The organism is Nocardia sp. NPDC003979 (assembly GCF_053605015.1).
The window spans coordinates 251,338-277,813 of the sequence record NZ_JBSGIJ010000009.1 but is presented as its reverse complement, the minus strand read 5'-3'; the positions used below and the strand labels follow the sequence as shown (position 1 = coordinate 277,813).

General features: G+C 69.1%; 28 protein-coding genes and 1 pseudogene. 20 read left to right on the top strand and 9 right to left on the bottom strand.

All coding sequences use genetic code 11. The features are described from left to right. The coding region (locus tag ACWEVR_RS20830; RefSeq protein ID WP_452468301.1) for a nuclease-related domain-containing protein at positions 1-412 on the bottom strand (412 nt) is incomplete at its 3' end. A gap of 344 nt (positions 413-756) precedes the next feature. Here ACWEVR_RS20830 and ACWEVR_RS20825 point away from each other — a divergent pair. Further along, a complete protein-coding gene (locus ACWEVR_RS20825; protein WP_452468300.1) occupies positions 757-1,788 on the top strand; it encodes an alpha/beta hydrolase in 1,032 nt (343 codons plus the stop codon). A gap of 136 nt (positions 1,789-1,924) precedes the next feature. Next, on the top strand, positions 1,925-2,485 hold the full coding sequence (locus ACWEVR_RS20820) for a DUF6968 family protein (protein WP_452468299.1): 561 nt from the start codon (positions 1,925-1,927) through the stop codon (positions 2,483-2,485). 6 nt (positions 2,486-2,491) lie between these two features. Here the strand turns inward: ACWEVR_RS20820 and ACWEVR_RS20815 are convergent, their stop codons facing one another. Further along, positions 2,492-2,761, bottom strand: coding sequence for a winged helix-turn-helix transcriptional regulator (locus tag ACWEVR_RS20815; RefSeq protein ID WP_452468298.1), 270 nt, complete (start codon positions 2,759-2,761; stop codon positions 2,492-2,494). A 41-nt stretch (positions 2,762-2,802) separates the two neighbouring features. Here ACWEVR_RS20815 and ACWEVR_RS20810 point away from each other — a divergent pair. The 3 genes and pseudogenes from ACWEVR_RS20810 to ACWEVR_RS20800 form a co-directional block, all read left to right on the top strand. Then, positions 2,803-3,045 (top strand): annotated as a pseudogene (locus ACWEVR_RS20810) (NAD(P)-binding domain-containing protein); the annotation flags it as partial. Between the two features lie 76 nt (positions 3,046-3,121). After that, entirely contained in the window at positions 3,122-3,538 is a 417-nt protein-coding gene (locus tag ACWEVR_RS20805; RefSeq protein ID WP_452468311.1) for an imine reductase family protein, read from the top strand. A 232-nt stretch (positions 3,539-3,770) separates the two neighbouring features. Continuing rightward, positions 3,771-4,517, top strand: coding sequence for a dienelactone hydrolase family protein (locus tag ACWEVR_RS20800; protein WP_452468297.1), 747 nt, complete (start codon positions 3,771-3,773; stop codon positions 4,515-4,517). A 19-nt stretch (positions 4,518-4,536) separates the two neighbouring features. Here the strand turns inward: ACWEVR_RS20800 and ACWEVR_RS20795 are convergent, their stop codons facing one another. The 4 genes from ACWEVR_RS20795 to ACWEVR_RS20780 are packed head-to-tail and all read right to left on the bottom strand — an operon-like array spanning position 4,537 to position 9,556. Then, the gene (locus ACWEVR_RS20795) at positions 4,537-5,784 is read right to left on the bottom strand and encodes a cytochrome P450 (RefSeq protein WP_452468296.1); all 1,248 of its coding nucleotides are present in this window, start codon (positions 5,782-5,784) and stop codon (positions 4,537-4,539) included. A 24-nt stretch (positions 5,785-5,808) separates the two neighbouring features. Further along, complete coding sequence (locus ACWEVR_RS20790) at positions 5,809-7,101, bottom strand: NAD(P)/FAD-dependent oxidoreductase (protein ID WP_452468295.1); 1,293 nt, start codon at positions 7,099-7,101, stop codon at positions 5,809-5,811. Then, complete coding sequence (locus tag ACWEVR_RS20785; protein WP_452468294.1) at positions 7,098-8,321, bottom strand: cytochrome P450; 1,224 nt, start codon at positions 8,319-8,321, stop codon at positions 7,098-7,100. The genes ACWEVR_RS20790 and ACWEVR_RS20785 overlap by 4 nt, the downstream gene beginning before the upstream one ends. Next, positions 8,318-9,556: a cytochrome P450 gene (locus ACWEVR_RS20780; protein WP_452468293.1), complete on the bottom strand. Its 1,239-nt coding sequence runs from the start codon at positions 9,554-9,556 to the stop codon at positions 8,318-8,320. Before ACWEVR_RS20780 ends, ACWEVR_RS20785 begins: the two co-directional genes overlap by 4 nt. 214 nt (positions 9,557-9,770) lie before the next feature. Between ACWEVR_RS20780 and ACWEVR_RS20775 the strand changes: the two genes are divergently transcribed. The 6 genes from ACWEVR_RS20775 to ACWEVR_RS20750 are packed head-to-tail and all read left to right on the top strand — an operon-like array spanning position 9,771 to position 14,726. After that, positions 9,771-11,423, top strand: a complete 1,653-nt coding sequence (locus tag ACWEVR_RS20775) for an AMP-binding protein (RefSeq protein WP_452468292.1) — start codon at positions 9,771-9,773, stop codon at positions 11,421-11,423. A gap of 39 nt (positions 11,424-11,462) precedes the next feature. Then, positions 11,463-12,251 (top strand): ferritin-like domain-containing protein, encoded by a 789-nt coding sequence (locus tag ACWEVR_RS20770; RefSeq protein WP_067489055.1) that lies wholly within the window; start codon positions 11,463-11,465, stop codon positions 12,249-12,251. After that, on the top strand, positions 12,251-12,787 hold the full coding sequence (locus ACWEVR_RS20765; RefSeq protein WP_452468291.1) for a PaaI family thioesterase: 537 nt from the start codon (positions 12,251-12,253) through the stop codon (positions 12,785-12,787). The genes ACWEVR_RS20770 and ACWEVR_RS20765 overlap by 1 nt, the downstream gene beginning before the upstream one ends. Then, positions 12,784-13,050 (top strand): acyl carrier protein, encoded by a 267-nt coding sequence (locus tag ACWEVR_RS20760; protein ID WP_452468290.1) that lies wholly within the window; start codon positions 12,784-12,786, stop codon positions 13,048-13,050. The genes ACWEVR_RS20765 and ACWEVR_RS20760 overlap by 4 nt, the downstream gene beginning before the upstream one ends. Next, positions 13,047-13,880, top strand: coding sequence for an SAM-dependent methyltransferase (locus tag ACWEVR_RS20755; protein ID WP_452468289.1), 834 nt, complete (start codon positions 13,047-13,049; stop codon positions 13,878-13,880). Before ACWEVR_RS20760 ends, ACWEVR_RS20755 begins: the two co-directional genes overlap by 4 nt. A 3-nt stretch (positions 13,881-13,883) precedes the next feature. Continuing rightward, entirely contained in the window at positions 13,884-14,726 is an 843-nt protein-coding gene (locus ACWEVR_RS20750) for an acyl-ACP desaturase (RefSeq protein ID WP_452468288.1), read from the top strand. Between the two features lie 56 nt (positions 14,727-14,782). Here ACWEVR_RS20750 and ACWEVR_RS20745 read toward each other — a convergent pair whose 3' ends face one another. Further along, complete coding sequence (locus ACWEVR_RS20745; protein WP_357143164.1) at positions 14,783-15,250, bottom strand: PaaI family thioesterase; 468 nt, start codon at positions 15,248-15,250, stop codon at positions 14,783-14,785. Positions 15,251-15,404: 154 nt separating this feature from the next. Here ACWEVR_RS20745 and ACWEVR_RS20740 point away from each other — a divergent pair, with 154 nt between their 5' ends. Beyond that, on the top strand, positions 15,405-16,625 hold the full coding sequence (locus ACWEVR_RS20740) for a cytochrome P450 family protein (protein WP_452468287.1): 1,221 nt from the start codon (positions 15,405-15,407) through the stop codon (positions 16,623-16,625). A gap of 97 nt (positions 16,626-16,722) precedes the next feature. Here ACWEVR_RS20740 and ACWEVR_RS20735 read toward each other — a convergent pair whose 3' ends face one another. After that, complete coding sequence (locus ACWEVR_RS20735; RefSeq protein WP_067639477.1) at positions 16,723-17,424, bottom strand: hypothetical protein; 702 nt, start codon at positions 17,422-17,424, stop codon at positions 16,723-16,725. Positions 17,425-17,510: 86 nt separating this feature from the next. Further along, positions 17,511-18,443, bottom strand: a complete 933-nt coding sequence (locus ACWEVR_RS20730; protein ID WP_452468286.1) for a PDR/VanB family oxidoreductase — start codon at positions 18,441-18,443, stop codon at positions 17,511-17,513. A 145-nt stretch (positions 18,444-18,588) separates the two neighbouring features. On the opposite strand from ACWEVR_RS20730, the gene ACWEVR_RS20725 reads away from it, so the two are divergent. From ACWEVR_RS20725 to ACWEVR_RS20690, 8 genes are read left to right on the top strand one after another with little or no spacing between them, the layout of a single operon-like run. Continuing rightward, positions 18,589-19,749, top strand: a complete 1,161-nt coding sequence (locus ACWEVR_RS20725; RefSeq protein ID WP_067489071.1) for an acyl-CoA dehydrogenase family protein — start codon at positions 18,589-18,591, stop codon at positions 19,747-19,749. Positions 19,750-19,761: 12 nt separating this feature from the next. Further along, positions 19,762-20,286 (top strand): YiiD C-terminal domain-containing protein, encoded by a 525-nt coding sequence (locus ACWEVR_RS20720; protein WP_452468285.1) that lies wholly within the window; start codon positions 19,762-19,764, stop codon positions 20,284-20,286. Beyond that, entirely contained in the window at positions 20,283-21,188 is a 906-nt protein-coding gene (locus ACWEVR_RS20715) for an alpha/beta hydrolase family protein (protein ID WP_452468284.1), read from the top strand. The genes ACWEVR_RS20720 and ACWEVR_RS20715 overlap by 4 nt, the downstream gene beginning before the upstream one ends. Before the next feature lie 8 nt (positions 21,189-21,196). Next, positions 21,197-22,327: an ABC transporter ATP-binding protein gene (locus ACWEVR_RS20710; RefSeq protein WP_452468283.1), complete on the top strand. Its 1,131-nt coding sequence runs from the start codon at positions 21,197-21,199 to the stop codon at positions 22,325-22,327. Between the two features lie 31 nt (positions 22,328-22,358). Beyond that, positions 22,359-23,726, top strand: a complete 1,368-nt coding sequence (locus ACWEVR_RS20705) for an ABC transporter substrate-binding protein (protein ID WP_452468282.1) — start codon at positions 22,359-22,361, stop codon at positions 23,724-23,726. Beyond that, positions 23,726-24,583: a metallophosphoesterase gene (locus ACWEVR_RS20700; RefSeq protein WP_452468281.1), complete on the top strand. Its 858-nt coding sequence runs from the start codon at positions 23,726-23,728 to the stop codon at positions 24,581-24,583. Before ACWEVR_RS20705 ends, ACWEVR_RS20700 begins: the two co-directional genes overlap by 1 nt. 1 nt (position 24,584) lies before the next feature. Beyond that, positions 24,585-25,538 (top strand): carbohydrate ABC transporter permease, encoded by a 954-nt coding sequence (locus ACWEVR_RS20695; protein WP_452468280.1) that lies wholly within the window; start codon positions 24,585-24,587, stop codon positions 25,536-25,538. Further along, positions 25,528-26,340 carry a carbohydrate ABC transporter permease gene (locus ACWEVR_RS20690; RefSeq protein WP_452468279.1) on the top strand — a complete coding sequence of 271 codons (813 nt, stop codon included), beginning with the start codon at positions 25,528-25,530 and terminating at the stop codon, positions 26,338-26,340. Before ACWEVR_RS20695 ends, ACWEVR_RS20690 begins: the two co-directional genes overlap by 11 nt. Positions 26,341-26,476: the final 136 nt, after the last annotated feature.

Here is a 26,476-nt window from a genome sequence, read left to right as displayed (position 1 = left end):
CCTGGCCGGGGAGCAGCATCACCACGACCAGGCCCCAGACGAAGCATGGCCGCCGGGTCGCGCTGGTGGCCCAGTTCTTCACCGCCGAGGAGTTCTCGCGGACCTGGCTGACGGGGTCGTGGTTGTAGCCGTTGCCGGAGATGTCGGCGACCTCACCGTCGTCCATCACCCACGGCCCGTTCGGCGGAATGATCAACGTCCCGTGCTGCACGCTGCGGAATCCCTTGATCTCAACCGCGATACACCGCTGACGGGTGAAGATCAGTGCGTCGAGCCGACGGCTTTGACCGCGGTACGGAACGTTGACGTCGAGCAACACCACACCGGCCTGGGCTGGACTCCACGCGACCCAGTCGGCGAAACGCTCCTCGGCGGACGACAACTCCGAATCCGGGTCGACCAACAGCAACACAACGACCTCCCCGACAGACCGGCCTCGCGGATTCATCAGACCGGTCTCGCGCACCGATCTCTACCTCCGTGCCAGTGTCGCACGCCGCACCGATACCCCGAAGTCGTTCGCACACAAAGGTTTACAGCCGCAGACACCGACCTGGGATCAACGCGATGAACAGTGGCGCCGAAGCGATGACGTGGCGCGCCCAATCCTGCTTGCACCAGATATCCGAACGACCAAACCGCGGACGGGGGCAGCGCGAACTTCCGCTAGGGCCGTTTCGGGTAGCCGATCCGTCCCCGGCACACCCTGTGATGTCCTCATCCGGAGGACGCGACCGGCACGAGAGGTTCTCGACAGTGCGACAACATCGTCCCACCCGTACAGCAACCCTGCGATCGACCCTTGTCGGCCTCCTGATCGCCGGCGCACTCGGCGGCTCGGTCACCTCCGCGACCGCGGCACCCGAGCCGGCCAGGGTGTTGTCCGCCGACGCGGTGGACGACCGGCAACTCAACGTGACGGTGTACTCCCCCGCCATGAACAGGCCGATTCCGCTGCAGGTCATCCGTGCTGCCGACACCTCGAATCCGCGGCCGACGATGTACCTTCTCAACGGCTCACAAGGCGGCCCCGGTGGAAGCGGCTGGGACGCGCAAACCGATGCCGTCGGCTTCCTGCGTGACAAGGACGTCAACGTCGTCATCCCGGTCGGTGGTGCCAGCTCCTACTACACAGACTGGGTGCGCGACGATGCGGCGCTGGGGCGCAACAAGTGGCAGACCTTCCTCAACGAGGAGCTGCCGCCGGTGATCGAGGACTTCCTGCGCGCCGACGGCAACCGAACCCTGGTCGGGGTTTCGATGAGCGGAACCTCGGTGCTGAATCTGGCGATCGCCAAACCAGGGTTCTGGCGCAGCGTGGCCTCCTACAGCGGCTGCGCTCAGACCTCGGACCCCATCGGACAGGAATTCGTGCGGATCACGGTGGAGAACTGGGGCGGCGGGCAGAGCGTCGAGAACATGTGGGGCCCACGCACCGGGCCGCTGTGGCGCGCCAACGATCCACTGGTCAACGCGGAAGGGCTGCGCGGCACCGCGATCTACCTGAGCACCGGGAGCGGAATTCCCGCCGCACCCCACGACACGCCGGCCGATCCGCGCGTGCGGGACGGCAGAATTCCGCTGCCGATTCAGATCGCCTTCGGTGGGCCGATCGAGGCCGCGGTGCACTTCTGCACGATGAACCTCGCACATCGATTGCGCGAGTTGGACATCCCGGTGACTCTGGACGAGCGGCCGGTAGGTACGCATTCGTGGGGCTACTGGGAAGACGATCTGCGTACTTCCTGGCCGTTCCTGGCGCAATCGATCGGGAGCCGCACACTCTGAGCCGCTTTCCCCGTGTCGCGGAAATCCGGAGCAGCACAGTCGCTGAACCTCCGCCCCGATACGGATCTGTCCGGGCGGCGGTCCGGCCATGGCATCGCCGTCCACACGCGGAATCATTCCGTATTCAGGAGGATCAGTGAACAACGAACGGGGCGAAGTGATCGTCGTGACTGCCGTCAGGGACGGCGAACGGGAGGTGCGCGTAGAGATCGGCGAGCCACGACACGACACATCGACGCACGACTGGCTGTGCACATATCAGGTCGGCGGTAGCCGTGAACACAAGGTCCGGGGCCCGGACAGGTTGGCCGCCGTCTACGCCGCACTTGTGGAGGTCGAAAACACCGCGACCCGAGTCGACTTGCCCAAGGGAGCAGCGGCCGGTCAGCCGAGAACACCTGCCCTACCTCGGCTACTGCCCAACGCTTCAGGCGCGGGTGCGGCCGACCCCCGCGCGTTCGGTCCGCCGCTGGGAGCCCGCGCAGTCCATACTTCCTCGGGCCCGGTAGTCGTCACCATCGCGCGGCCGCGCCGGGATCCGAATCGCCCGCACACCTACCTGTGCCCCTTCCGCATCGACGACCGCACCGAGGCTTTCGGGCAAGGACCCGACGATATTCGGGCGGTGATGTCGGCGATCCGCAGCGTCGGCGCCATTCTGGGAATACCGCGCAACTGGCCGACGTCGACCACCTGAACCGGCTCAGGAGCCGGACCGGACGACCTCTTCACCCATGAGGTGTTCGCGACCCCACGCCTCCAAGGGGAGCAGTGCGTTGTTGAGGAGCTCGCCGAGTGGGGTCAGGGAGTACTCGACGCGGGGTGGGACCTCGTTGTACACCGTGCGATGGACGATCCCGTCGGCCTCCAATTCGCGCAGTTGCGTGGTGAGAACCTTCTCGGTGACGCCGTTCACCTCACGGCGCAACTCACCGAAGCGGTAGGGGCGTTCGCTCAGCGGCCAGAGGATCATCACCGCATGTCCGACAACAAAATAAAAGGCTCACCGTCCTCGGGCTCGGCGACATGGGCTCGGCCCTCACCCGTTCGTGGCTCGCGGCGGGATACACCGTCACCGTGTGGAACCGCAGCCCCCGGCGGGCCCCGGCGGGGGCGGCGGTCGCCGCGACCGTTGCCGAAGCCGTCGGCGCGAACGCGCTCGTGGTGGTGTGTCTCCTCGACGACGCGTCGGTGCGCGCGACCCTCGACGGCGTCGATCTGACCGGCCGCGACGTCGTCAACCTGACCACGAGCACACCCGCCGAGGCCCGGTGCGTACGTCTTCTACAGCGGTTCGGCGCGGCTGCACGAGACCCATGCCGAGGCCTTGGCGGTGCCCGCCGGCGTCACCTACGTCGGCACCGACGCCGGCTTCGCAGCGCTGTACGACATCGCGCTGCTCAGTGCGATGTGGGGCATGTTCGCGGGCGCCACACACGCGTTCGCTCTCGTCGGTGGCGAGGACATCTCACCGGTCGAATTCGCGCCACTCATGGTGGCCTACCAGCAGGCGATGGCCGGCTACGCCTTCGGCACTGCCGCGCAGCTGGCGAGCGGGGACTACACGCAGGACGTGGAGTCGAATCTGGCGATGATGGCCACGACGAACGACACACTGCGACGTACCGCCCTGGAACAGCGCGTCAGCCCGGAACTTCTCGAGCCCTTCATGACACTGATGGAACGCCGCGTCGCCGAGGGCGGCGGGAAGGAGTCGACCACCGGCGTCGTCGACCTGCTACGCCGCTGATCGAGCGGCTCCTGTCGGTGCGCGGCGGCGACTGTTTCCCGTGGGGCTATAGTTCGTGTCGATGACTACCGGGACGGCCTTGCGCCACACACGGATCGGTGACCCGGTGCTCTTCTGAGCACCGCACGGGCCCGTGGCCCGTTGTCCGATCGAAGATCCAGCGCCGCTGCGCGGGCTCCGCCTCCTTCGTGTTGATCACAGGCTCCACACATCAACCACGACAGGAGAATCCATGCATACCGAGACGTTGCAGATCCCCATCCTCGACGGCCACGCCGACGCGTTCGCCGCCTTCCCCGACTCTGGTGAGCAGTACCCGGGCGTACTGATGTACCCGGACGGTTTCGGTGTGCGGCCCGTGCTGCGGGAGATGGCCGAGGAACTGGCCGGGCACGGGTACTACGTGCTCGTCCCCAACTTCTTCTACCGGCACGGCCCGGCACCGGTGATCGAACTGCCCGAACACATCGGCGAAGACGCCCGCTCTGCCTTGTTCGCCCAGCTGATGCCCTTGATCGAGGCACACACCGCCGAACGTGCGCTGCGCGACGCGGACGCCTACCTGGAGTTCCTCACCACCCGACCCGAGGTCAGCGCCGGACCCGTTGCTGTGACGGGTTATTGCATAGGCGGGCTACTGGCGGTGCGCACCGCTGTAGCCCACCCCGGCCGGGTGGCCGCCCTCGCCGCATTCCACGCCCCCGTAGGCGCCGACGGCCTCGACAATCTCTCCGAACTCGCCGCCGAAGTCCACTTCGGCCACGCCGAAACCGATCTGACGCCCGAGGATCTCCGTCGGCTCGACCAGGCATTGGCTGCCGCGGGCGTCGAGTACACCTCCGAGATCTACCCCGGCACCGTCCACGGCTTCACCATGTCCGACACCGACGACTTCGATCTCTCCGCACTGCGACGCCATTGGGACCGGCTGCTCCTTCTCCTCAGCCGCAAATTGGGCAACGGTGGCGGTTCCCGGTAGTCGCCGACCAACTCGTCGTTCAGGCCGGGGTGACCGCAACCGGCAGCGATTCCAAGCCGCGGATGACCACATTCGGCTTGAACGGCGGGTTCTCGCTGCGCAGTTCCAGCGAGCCGACCTTGCGCAACAGCACGTCGAGCAGGATCTCCATCTCGAGCAGCGCCAGCGGGGCGCCGAGGCAGTAGTGGATGCCGAGGCTGAAGCCCAGGTGCTTCTTGGCCGGGTTCTTCGGATCGGAGTAGCGGGTCACATCCAGCCGCTCCGGGTCGGGGAAGGCGGCGGGGTCGTGGTTGCTCGAATTGATCAGCACCACAACACCTTCGCCTTGCTCGAACCGGTGCCCGGCGACGGTGATCGGCCGGGTCGCGGCGCGCGTGGTGATCTGCACCGACGGGTCGAGGCGCAGCAATTCGTCGGGTGCGTGGGCGAGCATCTCGGGACGGTCGCGCAGCAGCTGGATCTGGTCGGGGTTGCGCAGCAGGCGCAGCATGCCGGTGCCGATGAGATTGGCGGTGGTCTCGTGCCCGGCGACGAAGGTGGTGATGCAGGTGGCGAGCAGCTCCTGCTCGGAGAGCACGTCACCGCGATCCTCGACCTGGGACAGCGCGCTGAGCAGATCGTCGCGCGGGCTGACGCGGCGTTCGTTCAGCAGCTCACGGAAGTAGCCCATGAACCCGCGCGAGGCCGCGCTGCGCGCCCGCAGGCATTCCTCGGGCAGCGTGTAGTCGTGATCGAAGCCGCGGGCCAGGTCCTGCGACCAGCGGTGCACCTGGTCGTAGGCCTCCTTCGGCACACCGATCAGTTCGCAGGCGATGATCAACGGCAGCGGGTAGGCGATCAGCTCGACGAGGTCGAATTCGCCTGCGGCCACGGCGTCGTCGACGAGCTGTTCGCACAGCTGCTCGATCCGCGGCCGCAATCGGGTCACCATGCGCGGGGTGAATCCCTTGGTGACGAGGTTGCGCAGGCGGGTGTGGTCCGGCGGCTCCATCCACAGGAACGACGTGGGCAGTTCCTCGGGGGCGTTCTCCGGCGATACCGTCGGGTGCATCATCGCCGCTTCCTCGGCGTGGCTCCACGCGGTGGTCGACAGCACCGCCGCGCAGTCCTCGTAGCGGGTGAGCACGTGGTGGCCGAGCGGGGTCTGGTGGATCGGACCCGCTTCGCGCAGTACGCGGGCGGGGCTGTAGGGGTCGGCGCGCCCGTCGGGGCCGAACAGCTGGATCAGGGCGGTCTGGACGGCGTCGGTGTCGATCGTGGAGGTCATGGGTCGGTCTCCTCGTGGGGGTGGTCAGGGCAGGAGGATGCGGCGCAGCGTGCCCGGCGCGGTGAGCGCGGCGGGTGGGTCGACCAGGTGGGCGACTCGCAGGAAGGTCCTGGCCACGCGCGGATCGTGGTGGGCCACGCGCTGCACCCTTGTCACGAAGACGTCGGTGAGCCGGGTGCGCAGGGTGCGCCTGCCCTCGACGCCCGGATTGCGCAGATCCGAGCCGGCGGCCAACTGCCAGGCCACCGCGACGGCGTCGGCGGCGGCCGCGTAGAAACGGGCAGGCAGGTCGTCGGCGTCGAGGCTGCCCCGCAGAGCGGCGGCTTGCAGCGCGGCCACGGTCATGCCCTGGGCATAGAGCGGGTTGAACGCGCACTGGGCGTCACCGAGCACGAGCAGCCCCGCGGGCGCGGCACTCTGGCGATCGAAGCGTCGGCGCACGGCGGTGCGGAAGCGGTACGGGACCGGTTCGCCGAGCGGGTCGGAGCCGGCCACGATGGTGTGGATATCGGGCGCCGACAGCGACGCGGCGTACGCGCGGAAACCCTGCTCGTCGGTCGGTGGATGATCGCCGAGCATCCCGGCGAGGGTGACGTGCCAGCGGTCGCCCTCCACCCGCACCGCGCCGCCACCACGCCCGTCGGCGCCGGTCGACACGATCACCGAGGCCTGGCCGTCGAGCTGACCCGGCCGGTGCCGGAAGAACCGCGACGCGTAGCCGAGATCGACCTCCAGGCGTTCCTCGTCGGGCGGCTCCGCACCGATCGCGGTGAGCCACAGGGCGATTCGTGAGCCGCGACCGCTGGCGTCGACGATCAGATCGGCGGCCAGGGTCTGCTCCCCCGCCGGGCCGGTCACCCGGACGGCGCGCACCCGCTGTGTGTCGCCGATCAGGCCCTGCACGGTCGTCCTGGTCAGCAGTTCGATGCCACGCATCCGCAGGGTGCGTCTGCGCAGCACGGTTTCGAGCAGCGACCGGGTCGCGATCAGCGAGGTGAGTCCGGTCGCGCCCGCCGCCAGCCGGGAACCGCCGACATACCAGCGGGTGCCGACGAGCACCTCGGCAACGGTCGCTCCGTCGGCGACGGCCTCCACGGTGAAGCCCGGATACAGCTCCTCCATGATCCGGCGGCCCCGGTCGAGCAGGCCATGCAGATGCCAGGCCTGCGGAACACCGCGGCGCACAGTCTCTTTCGCGTCCAGCTCGTCGCGTTCCACCACGGTGACCCGGTCGAAACGCTCGGCGAGCACCCGCGCCGCCAGCAGCCCGGCGACCCCGGCGCCGATGACGAGCGCGTGCTGCCGCGGCGCGGTCACAGGGTCACCGGGAGGTGGCGGACGCCGCGGTGGATCAGGCTGGGCCGGTACTCGATCGACTGCTCGGCCAGCGCCAGCTCGGGCGCCCGGTCCAGCAGGGTGCGGATCGCGGCCTCGGCCTCGATGCGGGCCAGCGGCGCACCGACGCAGTAGTGGATGCCGAGGCTGAAGCCCAGATGCTTACGCGGCGGGCGGTTTCCGGTGAAGCGGGTGATGTCGAAGGTGTCGGGATCGTGGTAGACCCGCTCGTCGCGGTTGGCCGAGCCGGTGAGCACGACGACGCCGTCGCCGCGGCGGAAGCTGTGCTCGCCGACCCGGGTGTCGGCCAGCGCGACACGGATCGTGAACTGGGTGGGCGCGTCGTAGCGCAGCATCTCGTCGATGGCGGGCCCGATCAGTTCGGGCTGTGCGCGCAGCAGCGCGAGCTGATCGGGATGGCGCAGCAGGGCGAGCATGCCGTTGCCGATCAGGTTGATCGAGGTCTCCATGCCCGCCACGAGCAGCAGCAGCGACATCCCGATCACCTCGGGCTCGGTGAGGAAGTCACCGTCCACGCTGGCCGCGACCAGTTCGCTGAGCAGGTCGGTGCCGGGCCGCTGCTTCTTCTCGGCGATGAGCCGAGCGAAGTGGCCCATGCAGGCGATGGCCGCGTCGGTGCGGGCGCTGATGTCGTCGGGACCGAGCAGCGAGTCGGGGTCGCTGCCGCGGGCGATGGCCAACTGCCAGGCGCGGAAGCTGGGCCCGTCGGCGGCGTCGGCGCCGAGCAGGCGGACCGCGACCATGGCGACGGCCAGCGGAACCGCCAGGTCCTCGAGCACGTCGAGTTCGCCGCGCTCGAGGGCCGCGTCGACCAGGCCGTCGACCACCGTGCCCGCGACCGGTGCCATCTCGCCGATCATCTTCGGGGTGAACGCCTTGGCCACCAGCTTGCGGTAGCGGCCGTGCTCGGGCGGGTCCATGCGGACGAAAGAGCCGGGGATGGCGGCGCTGGTGTCCCGGAAGGGACTGATGCCCGCCGCGTACCCGTGACCCCAGTCGGCACCGGTGAGCACCGCCGCGCACTCCTCGTAGCGGGTCACCAGGCGCACCGGCACCTCGCCGAGCTCGTACGGGAACAGCGGGGTGGCGGTGCGGACCCGGGCGTAGGCGGGATACGGGTCGGCGCGGTGGTCGGGGGCGAAGGCGTCGAAGGTGAGGTCGGCGGGGACAGCGGTACTCATCGGCCCTCCAGGCTGATTCGCAGTTCGGACATGCCGCGCACGACCACATTCGGGCGATACGGCGGTTCGGCGAGCAGGTGCATCCGCTCGACCCGGGTGGCGACGGCGCGCAATACCGCCTGCATCTCGAGGCGGGCCAGCGGCGCGCCGAGGCAGTAGTGCAGGCCGAGACCGAACGACAGGTGCCGTTCGGGGCGCTTGCCCGGTAAGTAGCGGCCGATGTCGAAGCGGTCGGCCTCGGGAAAGGCTTCGGGGTCGCGGGCGGCCGAGCCGATCAGCACGATCACCGCGTCACCGGGGGCGAAAGTCTTTCCGGCGAGCTCGATCTCGTGCCGCGCGGTGCGGGTGGTCAGGTGCACGGGCGGGTCGTAACGCAGCACCTCGTCGACGGCTGGCGCGCACAGTGCGGGGTCCTCGCGCAGCCGCTGGAACTGGTCGGGATGGCGGATCAGGGTGAGCAGTCCGTTGCCGATGAGGTTGACCGTGGTCTCGTGCCCGGCCACCACAAGGATGAGCAGGGTGCCGATCAGTTCGGTCCTGGTCAGCCGGACCCCGGCCTCCTCGGCGTGCACCAGTGCGGTGATCAGATCGTCGCGCGGGTCGGCGCGGCGCCGGGCGACCAGGTCGCCGAAGAACGCGTCGAACGCGTGCACCGCCTCGGTGCGCGCGGCCAGCTCCTCGGGGCTCAGCAGGGTGTCGGGGTCGAGGCCGCGCGCGATGTGGGCGGAGATCTCCCGCACGTGGGCGTGGGCTTCGGCGGGGACGCCGAGCAGTTCGCAGATCAGGGTCAGCGGTACCGGGTAGGCCAGCGCCTCGAGCACATCGGTCTCGCCCTCGGCCAGCATCGCCGTGAGCAGCCCGTCGACGAGCCGGTCGGCGCGCTCGTGCAGGCCCGCGACGGTGCGGGCGGTGAACGCCTTGCCGACCAGGCCGCGCAGGCGGGTGTGGTCCGGCGGTTCCATCCACAGGAACGAGCCGGGCAGCTCCACCTCGCTGTCGCCGTGCAGCAGGTCCGGTTCCTCGGCGTGGCTCCCGCGCGGATCACTGAGGATCGCCTGGGCCTGCGCGTGTCGCGGCACCAGGTGGGTCTCGCGCGGGCCCGGCACGAACGGCCCTGCGGCGCGCAGGGTTTCGTAGCTGGGATACGGGTCGTGGCGGCAGTGCGGCGCGACGCTCTCCAGCACCGCGATCTGCACCTGGGTCGGGTCGTCGACCGCGACATGATCGGAAGTCACCGGCAGCTCCTAGGGGCGATTTCGGTGCGGGGATTTCGCCGCTCATCGTCGTCGCGCGGCGGCCCCGAATTCGCGCAGTATTGTCCGCTCCGATCGGGCGATAGCCGAATATCTTTATCAGGCAGGGCAATTGGACGATCGACGGTGATTATCGGCGCGCGTAATTCGTTATTCGTTCAACGCGATGTCAGCTGGCACTGTTGTCGTTTCCGGCATGAATTCCTCGCGTTCGAGCGACACGCTCACCACCCTGCTGGCCGGGGTCGCCGCCGAACGGCCGCGCGTCACGGCGACGTTCTGGTCGGTGTCGGAGCAGCTGGACAACGCCGAGATGCAGGCACGCGCCCAGGCGACGGCGACCGCGTTGGTGCGGCGCGGGATCGGGCGCGGCGAGCCGGTCGGCGTGCTCAGCCCCAACGCGCCGGAGTTCCTGACCTCGCTGTTCGGCATCGCCGCGGCGGGTGGGGCCGCCACTCCCCTGCCGCTGCCCGCCGGCGCACGGGCGACGGCCGCCTACCCGACGAAGCTGGCGGCGATCACCGCGGCCGCGGGCATGCGCACTGTCCTGGTCTCGCCCCGGTTCGCCTCGATGATCCCGCTGATCGGGGACATCGGCGTCGAATTCGTCGACACCGGCGCGCTCGTCGACGAGATCACCGCCGACGAAGACATCTTGCCGACACCGGGCCCCGACGACCTGGCCATCGTGCAATTCACCTCCGGCAGCACCGCGCTGCCCAAGGGGGTGCGGCTCACCCATGCGAATGTGGTGAGCGGGCTGGCCGCCATCCGCACCGGTATCGATCTCGGCCTCGACGATCAGGGCGGGTTCTGGTTGCCGCTGTTCCACGACATGGGCCTGTTCGGCACCCTGTCGGCGGTGCTGCGTGGCATCCCGGCGCACGTGTGGTCGCCGATCGCGTTCGTCAAGGATCCGGCGCGCTGGCTCGCCGAGTTCGCCGCGACGAAGACCACCATCACCGCGATGCCGAACTTCGGCTACGAGGCGCTGCTGGCGGCGATCTCGCCGGAGCGGGTCACCGACTACGACCTGCGGCACTGGCGGATCGCGTTCAACGGCGCCGAACCGATCGCCGAATCGGTGGTCAGCGCGTTCTGCGAGCGGTTCGCGCCCGCCGGTTTCGCGCCGTCGACGATGTTCGGCGTGTACGGCATGGCCGAGGCCACCCTCGCCGTCGCGTTCCCACCGCTACTGCGCGAGCCGGTGTTCGAGTGGGTCGACCGCGCCCTGCTCTCGGACGCCGCGGTCGCCGATGTGGTCGCGCGGGACGCCGACGGTGCGCGGGCGGTCGCCTCGGTCGGCGGGCCAGTCGACGGGATCGCCGTGCGGATCGTGCACCCCGACACCGGCGCCGACCTGCCCGACGGCCGGGTCGGCGAGATCCTGATCCAGGGCGCCCCGGTGACCGACGGCTATCTCACCGCCGACCCCGAGGCCGCCGCCGACCGGTTCGTCGAAGGCTGGCTGCGCACCGGCGACCTCGGCTACCGCCGCGGCGGCGAACTGTTCGTCACCGGCCGCTGCAAGGACATGATCACTGTGCGCGGCGTGAACTACTACGCCCAGGACGTCGAGGCTGCCGTCCGTGACCTCGACGGCGTCCACAAGGGCCGGTGCACCGCCGCTGTCGATCCCGACGGCGACGACGTGATCGCCCTGATCGCCGAGACCGAACGTACCGGCGCCGCGGCCGACGCTCTCGCCGACGCCATCCGCGCCGCCGTCACCGCCCACCTCGGGCTCAGCGCGGTCCAGGTGCACCTGGTCGCGCCGCGCAGCATCCCCCGTACCAGCAGCGGCAAGCTCCAACGCCTCGCCGCCCGCGAACTGATCGGCCGGCGATGATGCCGTGCCCGGCTCCCCTTCGATCGAACGGAGTGCCTCGTGCACAGCTTTGACGTGTTTCGCCACTACGAACGCCTGCACTGGAAACTGAGCGATCTCGACCTGCCCGCCGTCGACCCGACGCTGGTCCGTCCGGAGTACATCACTCTCGCCAAGAGCGCGGCCATGGGTGAGTCCAATGTGATCGCCGCGGTACACGGCTTCCTCAACGAATTCGTCGACGACTACGACTTCTCCACCTTCGCGGTGGTGTGGGGCTATCAGGAAGTGCAGCACCACTACGCGTTCCGCTCCTGGCTCGGCGCGATCGGCGAGGACGTCGAGGACCGCGCCGTCGACGCCATGCGCGAGCCCTACGCACCGGGCAGCACGCCCTCGGCAACCTTGGCGACCAACATCATCTCCGAGCTCACCGTCAACCACGTGTACCGCGCGGTGTCGAGCTGGGTGGCCGAACCGGTGCTGAAGGAGTTGCTGCTCAACGCCAGTCGCGACGAGGCAGGGCACGCGCGCGAATTCATCCACTACACCAACGAGCGGCTGAAGAAGCGCCCCGAGGAACTGCCCTCGGTGCTCGAGACTCTGTACGTCTACAGCTCCGAGGCCAAGATCAAGCATCCGGTGAGCACCTTCAAGGCGGGCATCGCCGAACTCGGTGACCACGAGACCATCGACACCGGCTTCGAGCTGTTCCTCGAGCAGGTCGCCGCCGAGGGCGAGCTGGAGGTGCTGCACGACAAGGTGCGCCGCACCTTCGCCTCGATCACCGGGCTCGACCTGTCCAGCAACGCGAAGGTGCGTCGCGCGCTGGCCGACGCCATCGCCTGATGACGGCCGCCGATGCCGTCGTGGTGCCGTGGTCGGTGATCCCCGACTACCACTGCTTCGGCTGCTCCCCGCACAATGCCGCCGGGTTGCGCCTGAGTTTCACCCCGCGCCCCGACGGCGTGCTGGAGGCCGGGTTCCGGCTGGGCCGAACCTTCGAGTCCTATCCCGGTGTCGTGCACGGCGGCCTGATCGGCGTGGTGTGCGACGAGGTGATGGGCAATCTCATCGTGCTCGCGCGCAACGTACCCGCCTTCACTGTCTCCCAGCGCACCCGTTTCCTCACGCCCCTGCTGATCGATCACGAATACCGCTGCGTGGCAACGCTTCCGCCCGAGCGCGGGCCGGGGCCGATCGCCGCGCACGCGGAGATCCTCGATGCCGACGGCGCGGTGTGCGCGTCGTCGACGGCCACCTATCAGCCCTTCGATCTGCACGCGGTCCGCGACCAGCTCACCCTCGACGACGACGAAGTCGCCCTGCTCGACCATGCCCTGTCCACGGCGAACACCTTCTCCCCGAACGGAGCCCGGCCATGACAACCACTTCCGCCGACACCATCCTGCGCACGGTCACCGAGATCGCGATCTCCGAAACCGGCCTACCCGCCGCCGAGCTGACCCCCGACGCCGACCTGCGCGCTATGGCCGGTGTCGATTCGGTGCGGGTGCTGCGGATGATCGCCCGCATCGAGCGCACCTTCGACATCGAGCTCGAGGACGAAGACGTCTTCGGCATGTCCACCCTGGCCGAGGTCACCGCCGTGGTGGAGCGCTCGGTGGGCGAGGGGCGACCGGCATGACGGTCGTCGCCGATACCAACCAGCACTACGATCTCGATCCCGACATCTTCGGCGAGTTCCTCGATCCGCTGCGCAAATACAGTGCGGCACTGTACGAATCCGCCGACGACACCCTGGAGACAGCGCAGCGCAACAAGCTGCGTTTCGTCGCCGAGCGGCTCGGGCTGCGCGGCGGGGAACAGCTGCTCGACGTGGGCTGCGGCTGGGGTTCGCTGATCCTCTACATGGCGAGCGAATTGGGTTGCCGCACAGTGGGAATCAGCCCGGCGCCGCGGCAGCACGACTACATCGCCGCGCAGGCCGAAGCCCGTGGGGTGAGCGATCTGGTGCGCACCCGCGTCGGGCATTTCGAGCAGCTCGACCTGCCTGCGCGTGGCTTCGAAGCCGTCACCCTGCTCGGCTCGATCGTGCACATGCCCGATCCCGACGAGGTGTTCCGCCGCGCCAAGGCGGTGCTGCGCCGCGGTGGCACCCTCTACGTGTCGGAGAGCTGCTTCCGCAACGCGGCCACCCGCGCCGCGTTCGACGACCGCGACGGCACTGGGTTCGTCCGCGAGGACATCTTCGGTTTCGGTGAGCTGCGCCCACTCTCGGAGCTGGTCGCGGCCGCCGAGAACGCGGGCTTTTCGGTGATCTCGGTCGACGATCTCACCGAGAACTACCGGCGCACGATCGAGGACTGGATCGCCAATGTCGACGCCGCCGCCGACCGCATCGACGCGCACGGTGCCGGCCTGGCGGCCAAGCTGCGCCACTATCTCGAGATCGCCAACGCGGGCTGGGGTTACACCACCAAGCATTACGCGCTGGTCTGCCGGAATGCCAGGTAGGACATGATCAGCACACCAGGGTTGCTGCCCGTCACCGAGCTGACAGCCGCGGTCGACGGCTTCCTCGCCGCCTCCCCCGCGTCCCGTGCCTGGGACGTCGAGACCGCCTTCGACTGGACGGCCGCCGACGCGGGCAGGCTCACCGAGGGACAACGATCCGCGGTCCAGTTCGTCACCCTCATCGAAGATCACCTGCCCGGCTATTTCGATGTCTACCACCGGCACTTCCCGGTCGACGACAGCGTGGATCTGCCGACCTTCGAACACAATCGGGAGCTCTACCACTTCACCGTGCGGTGGGCGCTCGAGGAGGACACCCACGCCAGGGCACTGGCCCGCTACCAGGAGGTCGCGGGTATGGCCGAACGGTCAACGCTGCGTTCGGAATTGGCGATCGAAGGGCACAAACCGTTCGACCTGCCCTACGACCATCCCGTGCAGTTCTTCGCCTACGCGCTGGTGCAGGAGAAGGCGACACAGATGTATTACCAGCAGCTGCGCGACGTCGTCACCGATCCGGTGCTCGCCGCGGTGCTCACCCGGTTGTCCCGCGACGAGGCACGGCATTTCAGTTTCATGGCCGAGGTGGTGACGCAGTACTTGCGCCACGACGGTGACGCGGTGGTGGCGCCGATCCGCGACGTCATCGCCCATTTCCGGATGCCGCTGTCGGACACGCTGCGCGGCTACTGGCGGTGGGCGCTGCGCATCGCCGAAGTCGCCGACTACGACCACACCGCCGCGTACGAGCACCTCGTGAAGGTGATCGACCGCGCGGTCGACACGCGAACCGAGCCGATCGACGAGCTCGTCAGGTTCGTCGAGAGCTGTCGGGCGCTGGCCTGATCCGACGGCACCGGCCCCGCCCCCGATCGGTTCGGGGCGGGGCCGGTGCCGTGTGGTCAGTTGCCCTGTGCCAGTACGAGAATCGTCGTGGTGCCGTGGGCGATGAGCTTGCCCGCCGCGTCGGTGATGCGCCCCTCCGCGGTGGCGGTGCGCCGCCCGACGTGCACGGCGGTGGCGTCGCAGGTGAGCCTACTTCCGTCCAGTGTCACGGCCCGGATGAAGTTCACCTTCAGTTCCAGCGTGGTGTAGGCGACCCCGTCGCCGAGCTCGGTGAACACCGCGCTGCCCATGGCGGTGTCCATGAGGGTCGCCAGGACACCACCGTGCACCGTGAACATCGCGTTGATGGTCGCCGGATTCGGGTCGAGATAGTAGCGCGTGCGCCCTTTCGACGCGCTTTCCAAGCGAATTCCGAGTGAATCACCGACACCCAGTTTTTCTTGCAGTCCGCGTTCGAATACCGCGGTCAATTCGTCGACCCGCCGCTGCGCGGTCACGTCGACGTCCATGTCGGTACTTGTCATGATTTCCTCCCTGCGGACGGTTTTCCCGTCTCATTCGAGCAGCGTTCGGTGAATTGCGGTTTGCCACAGCCCATTCCATGCCGAACTCCGATTGCCTGATCGGGATCGTGCGCACCCGGCGAATCGTTCGCCGGACGCCGGTACCGTCGGTGAGATGGCCGACACCACCGCTGCTCCCCGCGTCGAGTCCATCGGCGCCGACTTCTTCGACGATCCGCACGCCCACTACCGGCGCTGGCGCGCCGCGGGCCCGGTCCATCGGGTCCGCTTCCCCGACGACGTGATCCGCTGGGTGATCATCGGCTACGCCGAAGCCCGTGCGGCGCTGGCCGATCCGCGCCTGGCCAAGGATGTCGGGCAGGTCGAGGCGATCCTGCACGAGAAGCGCCGCGAAACGCGGTCGGACCCGAATGTGAGCGCGCTGCTGAGCCACATGCTCGGCACCGACCCACCGGCGCACACGCGCCTGCGCAAGCTGGTGAACAAGGCGTTCACCGCCAAGCAAGTCGCCGGACTGCGTCCCCGGATCGAGCAGATCACCGAGGACCTGCTGGACGCGACCGCCGATCGCGACGAGTTCGATCTGATGGAAGAGTTCGCCGATCCCCTACCGGTGACCGTGATCTGCGAACTGCTCGGTGTGCCGTTCGCCGACCGTGCGGGCTTCCAGGCGTGGACCCGCGCACTGGTCACCGTCGTCGGCGAGGACGAAGGGCGCCCGGCCGCGGGCGCCGCCATGGTCGGCTATCTGACCGACCTGGTGCGAGCCAAGCAGGCCGACCCGGCCGACGATCTGCTCTCGGAACTGGTACTGGCCGACGACGACGGAGACCGGCTCACGGACAAGGAGCTGGTGTCGATGGCGTTCCTGCTGCTGGTCGCCGGCCACGAGACCACCGTCAATCTGATCGGCAACGGCATGAACGCGCTGCTGCGCGACCGGGCACAGTGGCAGGCGCTGTGCGCCGATCCGGCGGCGGTGCCCCTCGCGATCGAGGAGTTCCTGCGTTTCGACGGGCCGGTCGACATGGCCACGGTGCGCTACACCGCCGAGCCGGTCACCCTGGGCGGCACCGAGATTCCGGTGGGCGAACTCGTCTACGTGTCGGTGGCAGCCGCCAATCACGATCCCGCACGGTTCGCCGATCCCGACACTCTCGCCACCGACGGGCATACCACCGGGCACCTGGCGTTCGGCCACGGCATCCATTTCTGTGTCGGCGCTCCCCTGGCCCGGCTCGAGGCCACGATCGCCGTCACCGCCCTCCAGCGCCGTTACCCCGACCTGCGGCTGGCCCCGGCAGCCCTGACGCCACGCTGGCAGACCAGCACGCTCATCCGCGGTCTGCTCGCGTTGCCCGTGCTGACGCGCTGATCGCGTCGACGCCCGGACGGCGAAAGACCCCGCCCGATCGCAGGATCGGGCGGGGTCGGTGTCCCCCGGTCGCTCTATACCGGGTCTTCGACCACCCCTACTTCGCCGGTGCGTTGAACGGCTGGTTGATGGTGGTGAAGTACTGGATCGCCGCGCCGATGGCCACGGGCGCGGTGATGAAGATCTGCCCGGCCAGGGTGCCGAGCGCGCCGACGGCGAGGATGCCGCCGATGCAGCCGACCGCGGCGGCGGGCAGGAACGGGCCGAACAGGCCGACGATGGTGGCCGCGGCGACGGTGGCGCCGACGATGCCGCCGAGCACGCAACCCACCGCGGCGCCGCCGATACCACCGACCAGGGTGCCGATGGCGGCGCCGGTGGAGATGGTGGTGGTCAGCCTGGTCCAGGCGGCGACCTCACGCTCGTATTCGCTCTTCCAGGGTGCCTTGTCCTCGAAGGGCAGGGCGACCGGCTTGTACACGGCCTGCGAGGCATCCAGCTGCGGGCTCAGTGTCGCCGTGTTGCCCGCGATCTCGGCCACGATGGGCAACTCGAACTCGTCCAGCCGGAAGGTCAGCGGGGTGGCGGCGACGGTGGTGCCGTCGGGCGCCTTCACCTTGAACGCGCCGTCCTCGACGACCATGGAGCCGGCACCTGTGGTGATGACGGACTTACCGGCCACTTCCTGCGCAGTGAACTCGATCGGGGCGGGGGCCTGGGCCGACGCCGAGCCGGTGATACCGGCCGTGACGCCGATCGCGGCGGCGAGCAGCGCCGCGGCCGCAGCAGATTTCCTCATCGTATGTTTCTTCCTCTCACATTCCCGGACGGGAATCGGGCGCGTCCGTTACGCGCACGTTCTGGGGGACAACCGATTCCGCGCGCTCACAGGTCGAGCACCAGGACGCCGGAGCGGGCCCGGGAGACGCAGAGCATCATCGTGGCGCCGCTGTCGCGTTCCTCAGCGGTGAGCAGCGAGTCGCGATGATCCACCTCGCCGTCGAGCACCGGGGTCTCGCAACTGCCGCAGGTGCCTTCGCGACACGAGGTGAGCACCGCGATGCCCGCCGATTCGAGGACGTCGACGATGGACCGGTCGGCCGCCACTCGCAGCGTTCGGCCCGTCTGTGCCAAGCGGATCTCGAAGGCGGTGTCGGCTTCCGCGGGCACGACCGGTCGTGGCACGAAGCGTTCGGTACGCACGGTGACACCGCCCCGCGCGCCCGCTGCCTCGACCGCCGCCAGCAGCGGTTCGGGACCGCAGCAGTACACGGTCGCGCCCGGCCGGTCGGCCAGGATCTGCGCGATCGGCAGCAACCCGGCCTCGTCCTGCGGCACCAGGCGCACCCGGGGGTCCGCGGCGAGGACGTCGGCGAAGGCCATGTGCGCGCGGCTCCGGGCCCCGTAGTGCAGCGTCCAGTCCGCGCCCGCCCGGTCGGCGGCGGCGATCATCGGCAGGATCGGGGTGATCCCGATCCCGCCCGCCACGAAGGTGTATCGCGCGGCAGGCGCCAGCTCGAAGTTGTTGCGGGGCACCGAGACCGACAGTGTGGTGCCGGGCAACGCTGTCCGGAACAGTGCGGCCGAACCGCCCCGGCCCCGGGGTTCGTGCAATACCGCGATCCGCCAGTGGTCCCGGTCGGCGGGGTCACCGCACAGTGAGTACTGGCGCACCCCGGCGGCACCCACCGCCACGTCGATGTGCGCGCCCGGCGTCCAGGCGGGCAGCTGCCCGCCGTCGACCGCGGCGAGCACCAGGGCGAACACCGCGTCGGCTTCCTCGGTGCGGTCGATCACCCGCACGCTCACTTCGGTCATGCCCATCCCCTCGGCGGAATCGTTGTCGAGATCACCGTGGTGCAGCGGCGCCCGGTTCGCCGCCGGGGCATGGCGAGACGATTGGACCGATCGACGTTCACTATCGCCCCGGCCTCCGACCTGCCCGCCGCCCGAAACTGGCGGCATGACTCCCGTGTCGGAACTGGTCGACAGGACCAGGCAGTTCGTTCGAGATCACGTCATCCCGGTGGAACGCGAGGTCGTGGTCGGTGGCCGGGTCACCGACGACGCCCTTCGCCTCGATTTGCAGAAGAAGGCCAAGGAAGCCGGTGTCTTCGGTCCCCTGTCCGATCCCGCCTACGGCGGCCTCGGCCTCGACACGAGGGCGCAGGCCGAGGTGCTCGAGGCGGCGGGCGCCAGCCTGCTCGGCCCATTGGCGGTCAACGCCTGGGCTCCCGACGACGGCAACATCCACCTGCTGGCCGCGGTGGCCAACCCCGAACAGCAGCAGCGGTATCTGGCCCCACTGGCCTCCGGCGAGGTGCGCTCGGCCATCGCCATGACCGAGCCTGCCCCCGGCGCGGGCTCCGATCCACGGATGCTGGCGACCGTGGCCGAGGAGACCGACACCGGCTGGGTCATCAACGGCCGCAAACACTTCACCACCGGCGCCCAGGGCGCCGCGTTCACCATCTGTGTCGCCGCGACCACGGACGGTCCGACGATGTTCCTGGTCGACCAGGACAATCCCGGCCTGCGGGTGGGACGGCGGATGCCGACGCTGGATCACACCAGCGCCCCGGGCGGACACTGCGAGGTCGAGTTCGTCGACTGCGAGGTCGACGAGTCCGCGATCCTCGGCACCGTCGGCGGCGGCCTGGACCTGGCGCAGGCACGGCTGGCGCCCTCGCGGCTGGTGTTCTGCATGAACTGGCTCGGACTGGCGGTGCGCGCCCAGCAGCTGGCCGCCGAGCACATCACCGGCAGGCAGTCGTTCGGGGTCCCGATCGCCGACCACGGCATGGCCCAGGGCCTGATCGCCGACAACGAGATCGACATCGCCGCCGCGCGCAGCCTGATCCGCGCCACCGCCGCCACGATCGACGAGCACGGCGCCACCTCCGGGCAGGCCAGGCACGAGGCTTCGATCACCAAGACCTTCGTCTCCGAGGCGGTATGGCGGGTGCTCGACCGCGCGGTGCAGCTGCACGGCGGGCTCGGCGTCTGCGAGGACTACCTGGTGGCCCGATTCCTGGTGGAAGCCAGGGCTTTCCGCATCTACGAGGGTCCGTCGGAGGTGTTGCGCTGGTCGATCGCGCGGCGCGTCCTGCGCGGACCGCGCTGAGAGGACGACGAGATGACCCGCAGCATCGCCGGATTCGGCGCCGCTTACCCCGCCCTCGACCCCGACGCCGTCGACTTCGGCTATCTGCGCGACGCCTCGCAGGCGCTTGTTCCGTTCGGCGCACACGTCGGCACCGTGATCACCGAGATCTCGGCCACGCGTTCGGTGGTGGAGATCCCCGCCGAACCGGTGATGTGCAACCACATGGGCACCGTCCACGCGGGCGCGCTGTTCACCGCCGCCGACATCGCGGGCGCCGCGGCGTTCGTCGGCGCGGCCGCGCACCGCCTGCACACCATCGACCGGCTGGTCCTGCGCGGCGGCACCGCCGCCTACCGGAAGCCGGCGCGTGGCCGCATCCGTGCGGTCGCCACCGTCGACGCCACCGAGCTGGCCATGATCCTGGCCGCTACCGCGTCGAGCCGTTTCGGCCTGTCCGGGCGCGCCGAACTGCTCGACGACAACGACGTGCTCACCGCCGAATTCACCTTCGACTACGTGTGCGATGTCCGCATCGCCGGAACGGACGACCAATGAATTCCGCAACGCCCAGCGATGCCGTGACGGGTGGCGGGCCCGCGACCACGCCCGATACCAGCACGGTCGAGACCGCCGACGGTGTGCGGTTCACCGTGCGCCGGCTGGCCGCCGCGGACCCCACCGCCCCGGTCGTGTTGATCCTGCCCGCGATGGCGATGAAGGCCCGCAACTACCAGTCGCTGGCCAAGGCGCTGCACGCCACCGGGCTTTCGGTGGCCACCGTCGATCTGCGCGCGCACGGCGAGGCCGAGCCCGCGCTCGGCGAGCACACCGATTTCGGGTACCGCGAGATGCTCGAAATCGACCTGCCCGCCATCGTTTCCGCGATCGAGGCGCACTTCCCGCAGGCGCCGCTGCACCTGTTCGGGCACAGCCTGGGTGGCCAGCTGGCCCTGCTGTTCGCCGCCGCCGAACCCGAGCGGGTCGCCGGGGTGACCGTGATCGGCACCGGCACCGTGTTCTGGTGGGCGTTCGGTCCGCGCCGCTGGTTCGAGGCGCTGAGCCAGATCCAGTGGATCGGCCTGGTCGCCCGCGTCAAAGGGCACTGGCCGGGTGGGGTGCTGATCCCGGCGCCGATGCCGGGCGGAGTGATGGTCGACTGGTCGATCCACTCGCTGACCAGCTACTACCGTCCGCGCGGCACCACCCGCCGCTACAACTCACTGCTGGCGGAGATGACGCTGCCGGTGCTCGCGATCTCGCTGTCCGAAGACGTGCTCGGCCCGAAGTCCAATGTCGACTTCCTGGTGTCGCGGATGCCCGCCGCACAGGTCACCCAGTGGCACATCGACGCGGACTCCGCTGTCGAGCACCGCGATCACTTCGCCTGGTTGAAGGATTCGCCCGCGATCGCGACCCAGGTGTCGCGCTGGATCACCACCGGCTCCGCGCCGGCCTGAGGAGAGACGTGGCACGACTGCAGATCCAGGCGGTGTCGAAGAAGTTCGACACCGACTACGCGGTGCGCGAGGTGAGCCTCGACATCGCCGACGGCGAATTCATGGTGCTGCTCGGCCCCAGCGGCTGCGGCAAATCGACCCTCCTGCGGATGATCGCCGGACTGGAGGAACCGAGCGAGGGCCGGATCCTGGTGGGCGGCACCGACGTCACCGACGCCGCGCCGCAACGACGCGATCTGGCGATGGTGTTCCAGAGCTACGCGCTCTACCCGCACCTGTCGGTGGCCAAGAACATCGGCTTCCCGCTGCGGGCCAGGCGCAGGCCGCGCGCGGAGATCGCCCAGCGGGTGGCGGAGGTGTCGGCCACCTTGGAGTTGTCGGCGCTGCTGGACCGTCGCCCGGTGGCGCTCTCGGGTGGACAACGGCAGCGAGTCGCGTTGGCGCGGGCCATGGTTCGCGATCCGGGCGCGTTCCTGATGGACGAGCCGCTGTCCAATCTCGACGCCAAACTGCGCAGCGCGACACGCGCGGAACTGATCGCGCTGCACCAGCGGTTGGGGGCGACGTTCCTCTACGTGACCCACGACCAGGTCGAGGCGATGACGATGGCCTCGCGCATCGCGCTGCTCAACGAGGGCCGGGTCGAACAGTGCGGCACGCCCGCCGAGCTCTACGACCAGCCCCGCTCGACCTTCGTCGCCGGATTCCTCGGCGCACCACCGATGAATCTGTTCCCCGCCGTGGTCACCGCGGCGCAGGGCGCGCTGCGGGTGACCGCCGACGGGGTCGACGCCGCCCTCGCCATCACCGACGATCTCGACGCCGCCACCCCGGTGATCGCGGGCATCCGCCCCGAGCGCCTGCGCATCGATCCCGCGGCCAACGACGTCCGCGGGACGGTGCGCATGGTCGAGAACCTCGGCAGCGAGGAGCTGGTGCATCTCGACGCGGGCGCGACCAGCCTGTGCGTGCGTGCCGCGCGACCGGCCGGGGTCGCCGCAGGCGAGAACATCACCCTGCGCGTGGATCCCGCCGACATCCACCTGTTCGACCCCGACACCGGCTTGCGGCTGACCTGGCTTGCGCCGCAACCGGATTCGCCGAAGGCCGTGGACGCGGCGGCTGTGCCCGTCCCTTGATTTCCCGCACCACTCGATGAGGAGAACCACCATGAAACGCACCCTGCCCGTCCTGGGCGTGGTGTTCACCACCGCCGTCGCCCTGAGCGGCTGCGGTCTGGGCGGCACCGTGTCCTCGGACACCACTTCGACCGCGCAGATCCCGGAGCTGAAGCCCGACCAGCAGGTCTCGATCACCTTCGAGTCCTACAACTACGGTCTCGCCGGTGCCTGGACCGACACGTTCAACGCGCTGATCGCCGACTTCGGCAAGAAGTACCCCAATATCAAGGTGACGGCGCAGAAGCCGCAGGGCAACAGCCCGAACCCGGCCACCGACACCATCTCCAGCATCCAGAACCAGATGGTCGCGGGCACCCCGCCCGACGTGGCGCAGCTCGGCTTCTCCGATCTGGACTTCACCATCAACCAGCTGCAGGCCAAGCCGCTCGACACCCTCGTCGGCACGCAGGAGGTGGCCCGCAATTTCGACGGCCGCCACGCCTACGCGCCGCGCGCCCGCGTTCTCGACGACTGGAACGGCCACACCTACGGCGTGCCGTTCGTGTTCTCCACCCCGGTGCTGTATTTCAACGCCTCGCTGTTCACCGAGGCCGGGCTCGATCCGGCCAAGCCCCCGGCCACCTGGGCCGAGGTCGCCACCACGGCCGCGCAGATCGCCGACCGCACCGGCAAGGGCGGGGTGTACATCGACTGCCTGACCAAGACCGCCAAGGACTGGTGCTTCCAGTCGATGGTGCGTTCCAACGGCGGCCGGGTCATCTCCGAGGATCGTCGCACCCTCACCTATGCCGACGCGCCCGTCGTCGAGGTGACAAAGATGGCGCAGGACCTGGTGAACTCGGGCAGCATGCCCAAGCTCAACCAGAAGCAGGGTTACGAGGCGTTCGCGCGCGGTGAGATCGGCATGATCCTCGAGACCAGCGCCATCCAGGGCACCTTCGTCACCGGTGCCAAGGACAAGTGGGACCTGCGTTCGGCGGCGATGCCCGCGTTCGGCGACAAGCCGACTGTGCCCACCAATTCCGGTGCGGGCCTGCACATCCTGTCCAACGATCCGGCCAAGCAGCGCGCCTCGTGGGAGCTGATCAAGTTCCTCACCAGCGAGGAGTCCTACATCAAGATCGCGCAGAACATCGGCTACCTGCCGCTGCGCACCGGCCTGCTCGACCAGCCCGACGGCCTGCGGGACTGGGCCGCGAAGAACCCGCTGCTGAAGCCGAACGTCGCGCAGCTCGCCACCATGGAGCCGTGGGTCTCCATGCCCGGCAACAACTATCTGCAGATGCGTGACGGCATGATGGACGCGGTCGAGGCGATCGTCTTCCAGGGCAAGGATCCGCAAGCGATCCTGACCGCGGCGCAGGCCGAGGGCGCCAAGCTCCTCCCGGCGGCATGATGAGTGATCTGACCATCGTCCAGCTCACCGACACCCACCTGCGTCCGGCCGGTGAGCTCGTCCACGGTGTCGTCGACACCGACGCCAACCTCGCGCGGGTGCTCACCCAGCTGCGCGCGGCCGGGCAGCACGTCGATGCCCTGGTGCTCTCGGGTGACCTGTCCGACAACGGGTCACCCGAGGCGTACCGGCGGCTGCGGGCGGCCGTGGAGCCGGTCGCGGCCGAGCTCGGTGCCGAGATCGTCTATGTGATGGGCAATCACGACGAGCGGGTGAGCTTCGGCGAGGAGCTGCTCGACCTGGCCCCCGGTTCGGTTGATCCGGCCCTTCCGCACGATTCGTGCGTCGAGATCGCGGGCCTGCGCGTCATCGCACTCGACAGCACGACACCGCTGCGGCACGAAGGCAGGCTCGAACTCGAGCAGCTGGCCTGGCTCACCGAGCAGCTGCGGGTGCCCGCCCCGCGCGGCACCCTGCTGGTGCTACACCATCCGCCGATTCCCTCGCCGGTGGCCACCGCCGACTTCCTCAAGCTCGAGGACGCCGAACGGCTGGCCGACGTGCTCGCGGGCTCCGACGTGCGGATGATCCTGTGCGGGCACAATCACCTGACCGCCGCGGCGGCGGTGGCGGGGATCCCGGTGTGGATCGGTCCGGCGCTGTCGTACCGGATCGATCCGATGGCGCCGGTGGGCAGGCACCGTGGGCTGGTCGGATTCGGGTACAGCCGTATCGATCTCGTCGGCGACACGATGCTCGCGACGGCCATCGAGGCGACCCCGGCGGTCTCGGTATACGACCGGCCCGAGGCCGAGGTGCTCGAGCAATTGGCGGCGATCGCCGCGCGGACGCGGTGACATGTTCGTCATCGACGACCGGCAGGACCCGGCGCAGGCGGTGCCGAGCATCGCCGCGCCGGGTCCACGCCGGGTCACCCGCCGCGCGCTGACCCGTCTCGTCGCGCCCTACCTGTATCTCGCGCCCGCGCTCGTCCTGTTGGTCGTGTGGACCTATCAGCCGCTGGCGCAGGCGGTCGAGCTGTCCACGTATTCGTGGAACCTGCTGCCGACGGCCCCGATGAAACCGGTCGGCACCGCCAATTACGAACGGCTGCTGGACCTTCCGGCGTTCTGGGGATCCCTCGGCCGCACCGCGACCCTGATCCTGGGGTTGCTGCCGTTCACGGTGCTGTTGCCGGTGCTCATCGCGCTGGCGAGCCGGCGCGTGCACGGCCGGGCAAGGACCGTCTATCAGGCGCTGGTGTTCGCGCCTTTCCTCGTCGCGCCGGTCGCCGCGGCGGCGGTGTGGCGGTGGCTGCTGCATCCGGGCACCGGATTCGTCGACCAGCTGCTCGGCACCGGCCACAACTGGGTCTACGACGCCTCGACCGCGCAGGCGGTGATCATCGCGATCACGGGGTGGCAGCTGCTCGGTTTCGCGACGCTGGTGGTCTGGGCCGGACTGGCCGGGATCAGCGGCGACTACAGCGAAGCCGCGCGGGTCGACGGGGCGACACCGGGGCAGATCCGGCGCTGGATCACGCTGCCCCTGCTCTCCCCCACCCTGTTGTTCCTGGTGCTCACCACCGTGCTGCTCAGTCCCACCCTGTCCTTCCCGCTGATCGACTCGATGACCCAGGGCGGTCCGTCGCAGGCCACGACCAACATCTACTACCTGCTCTGGGACTACGCGTTCCACAGCTTCGACGCCGGGCTCAGCGCCGCGGCGGGTGTGCTGTTGTTCGTCGGCTTCGGTGCACTGGCCGCAGTGCTGGTCTGGATTTCGGAAAAGGTTGCCGTCCATGATGATTGACCGTCTGCGCGCGGCGGGCAGCCACCTGCTGCTCGCCGGCACGGCGCTGCTGTGCGTATTCCCCATCTACTGGCTGTTCGCCACGGCACTGCGCCGGCCGGAGGACGTCACCTCGCTCGCGCCGTTGCCGTGGCCGCTGTCGATCGACAACTATCTCGACGCGGCGCAGAAGGTGGATGTCGCGGGCCTGATCGCCACCACGTTCTTCGTGGCAATCCTGTCCGCGGCCGGGCAGTTGCTCATCGCGCTGCTCGCCTCGTACGCGTTCGCCATGTACACCTTTCCGCTGCAGCGCCTGATGTACCTGGCGTTCGTGGGCGTCTGGCTGGTGCCGTTCCAGGTGACCATGCTGCCCAACTACATCCTGCTCAACGAGTTGGGCTTGATCAACACGCTCATCGGCTGTGTGCTGCCGACCCTGTGCTCGACGCTGGGCGTGCTGCTGTTGCGCCAGCACATGTCGGCATTCCCGAAGGAGCTCATCGCGGCCGCGAAAATGGACGGCCGCTCCTCCTGGGCCATCCTGTGGACCGTGGTCGTCCCCAACCTGCGCCCCGCGCTGGCCGCCCTCGGCATCCTGCTGTTCATCAACGCCTGGAACGAATACTTCTGGCCCGCCGTGGTGCTGCGCCAGTCCAACGACGTCCTCCAACTGGGTCTGCGCAGCTTCATGGGCACCGAAGGCGACCAGTGGGGTCCCATGATGGCCCTCGCCAGCCTCGCCTGCCTACCGGTCCTGCTGCTCTACCTGGTGTTACAGCGCCACATCGTGAACGCCTTCGTCCGCTCGGGTCTCAAGTGAGATCAGGGCGTCACCGAGACTTCGCGGACTGGAACAGCGACGGCATGGTCATGACGCGCATTCCAGTCCGCACCGGAGAACCTGTGAGCCGGAGTCGATTCAGTCGGATGGACGGGCAGTGCACCGGCCGGTTGGG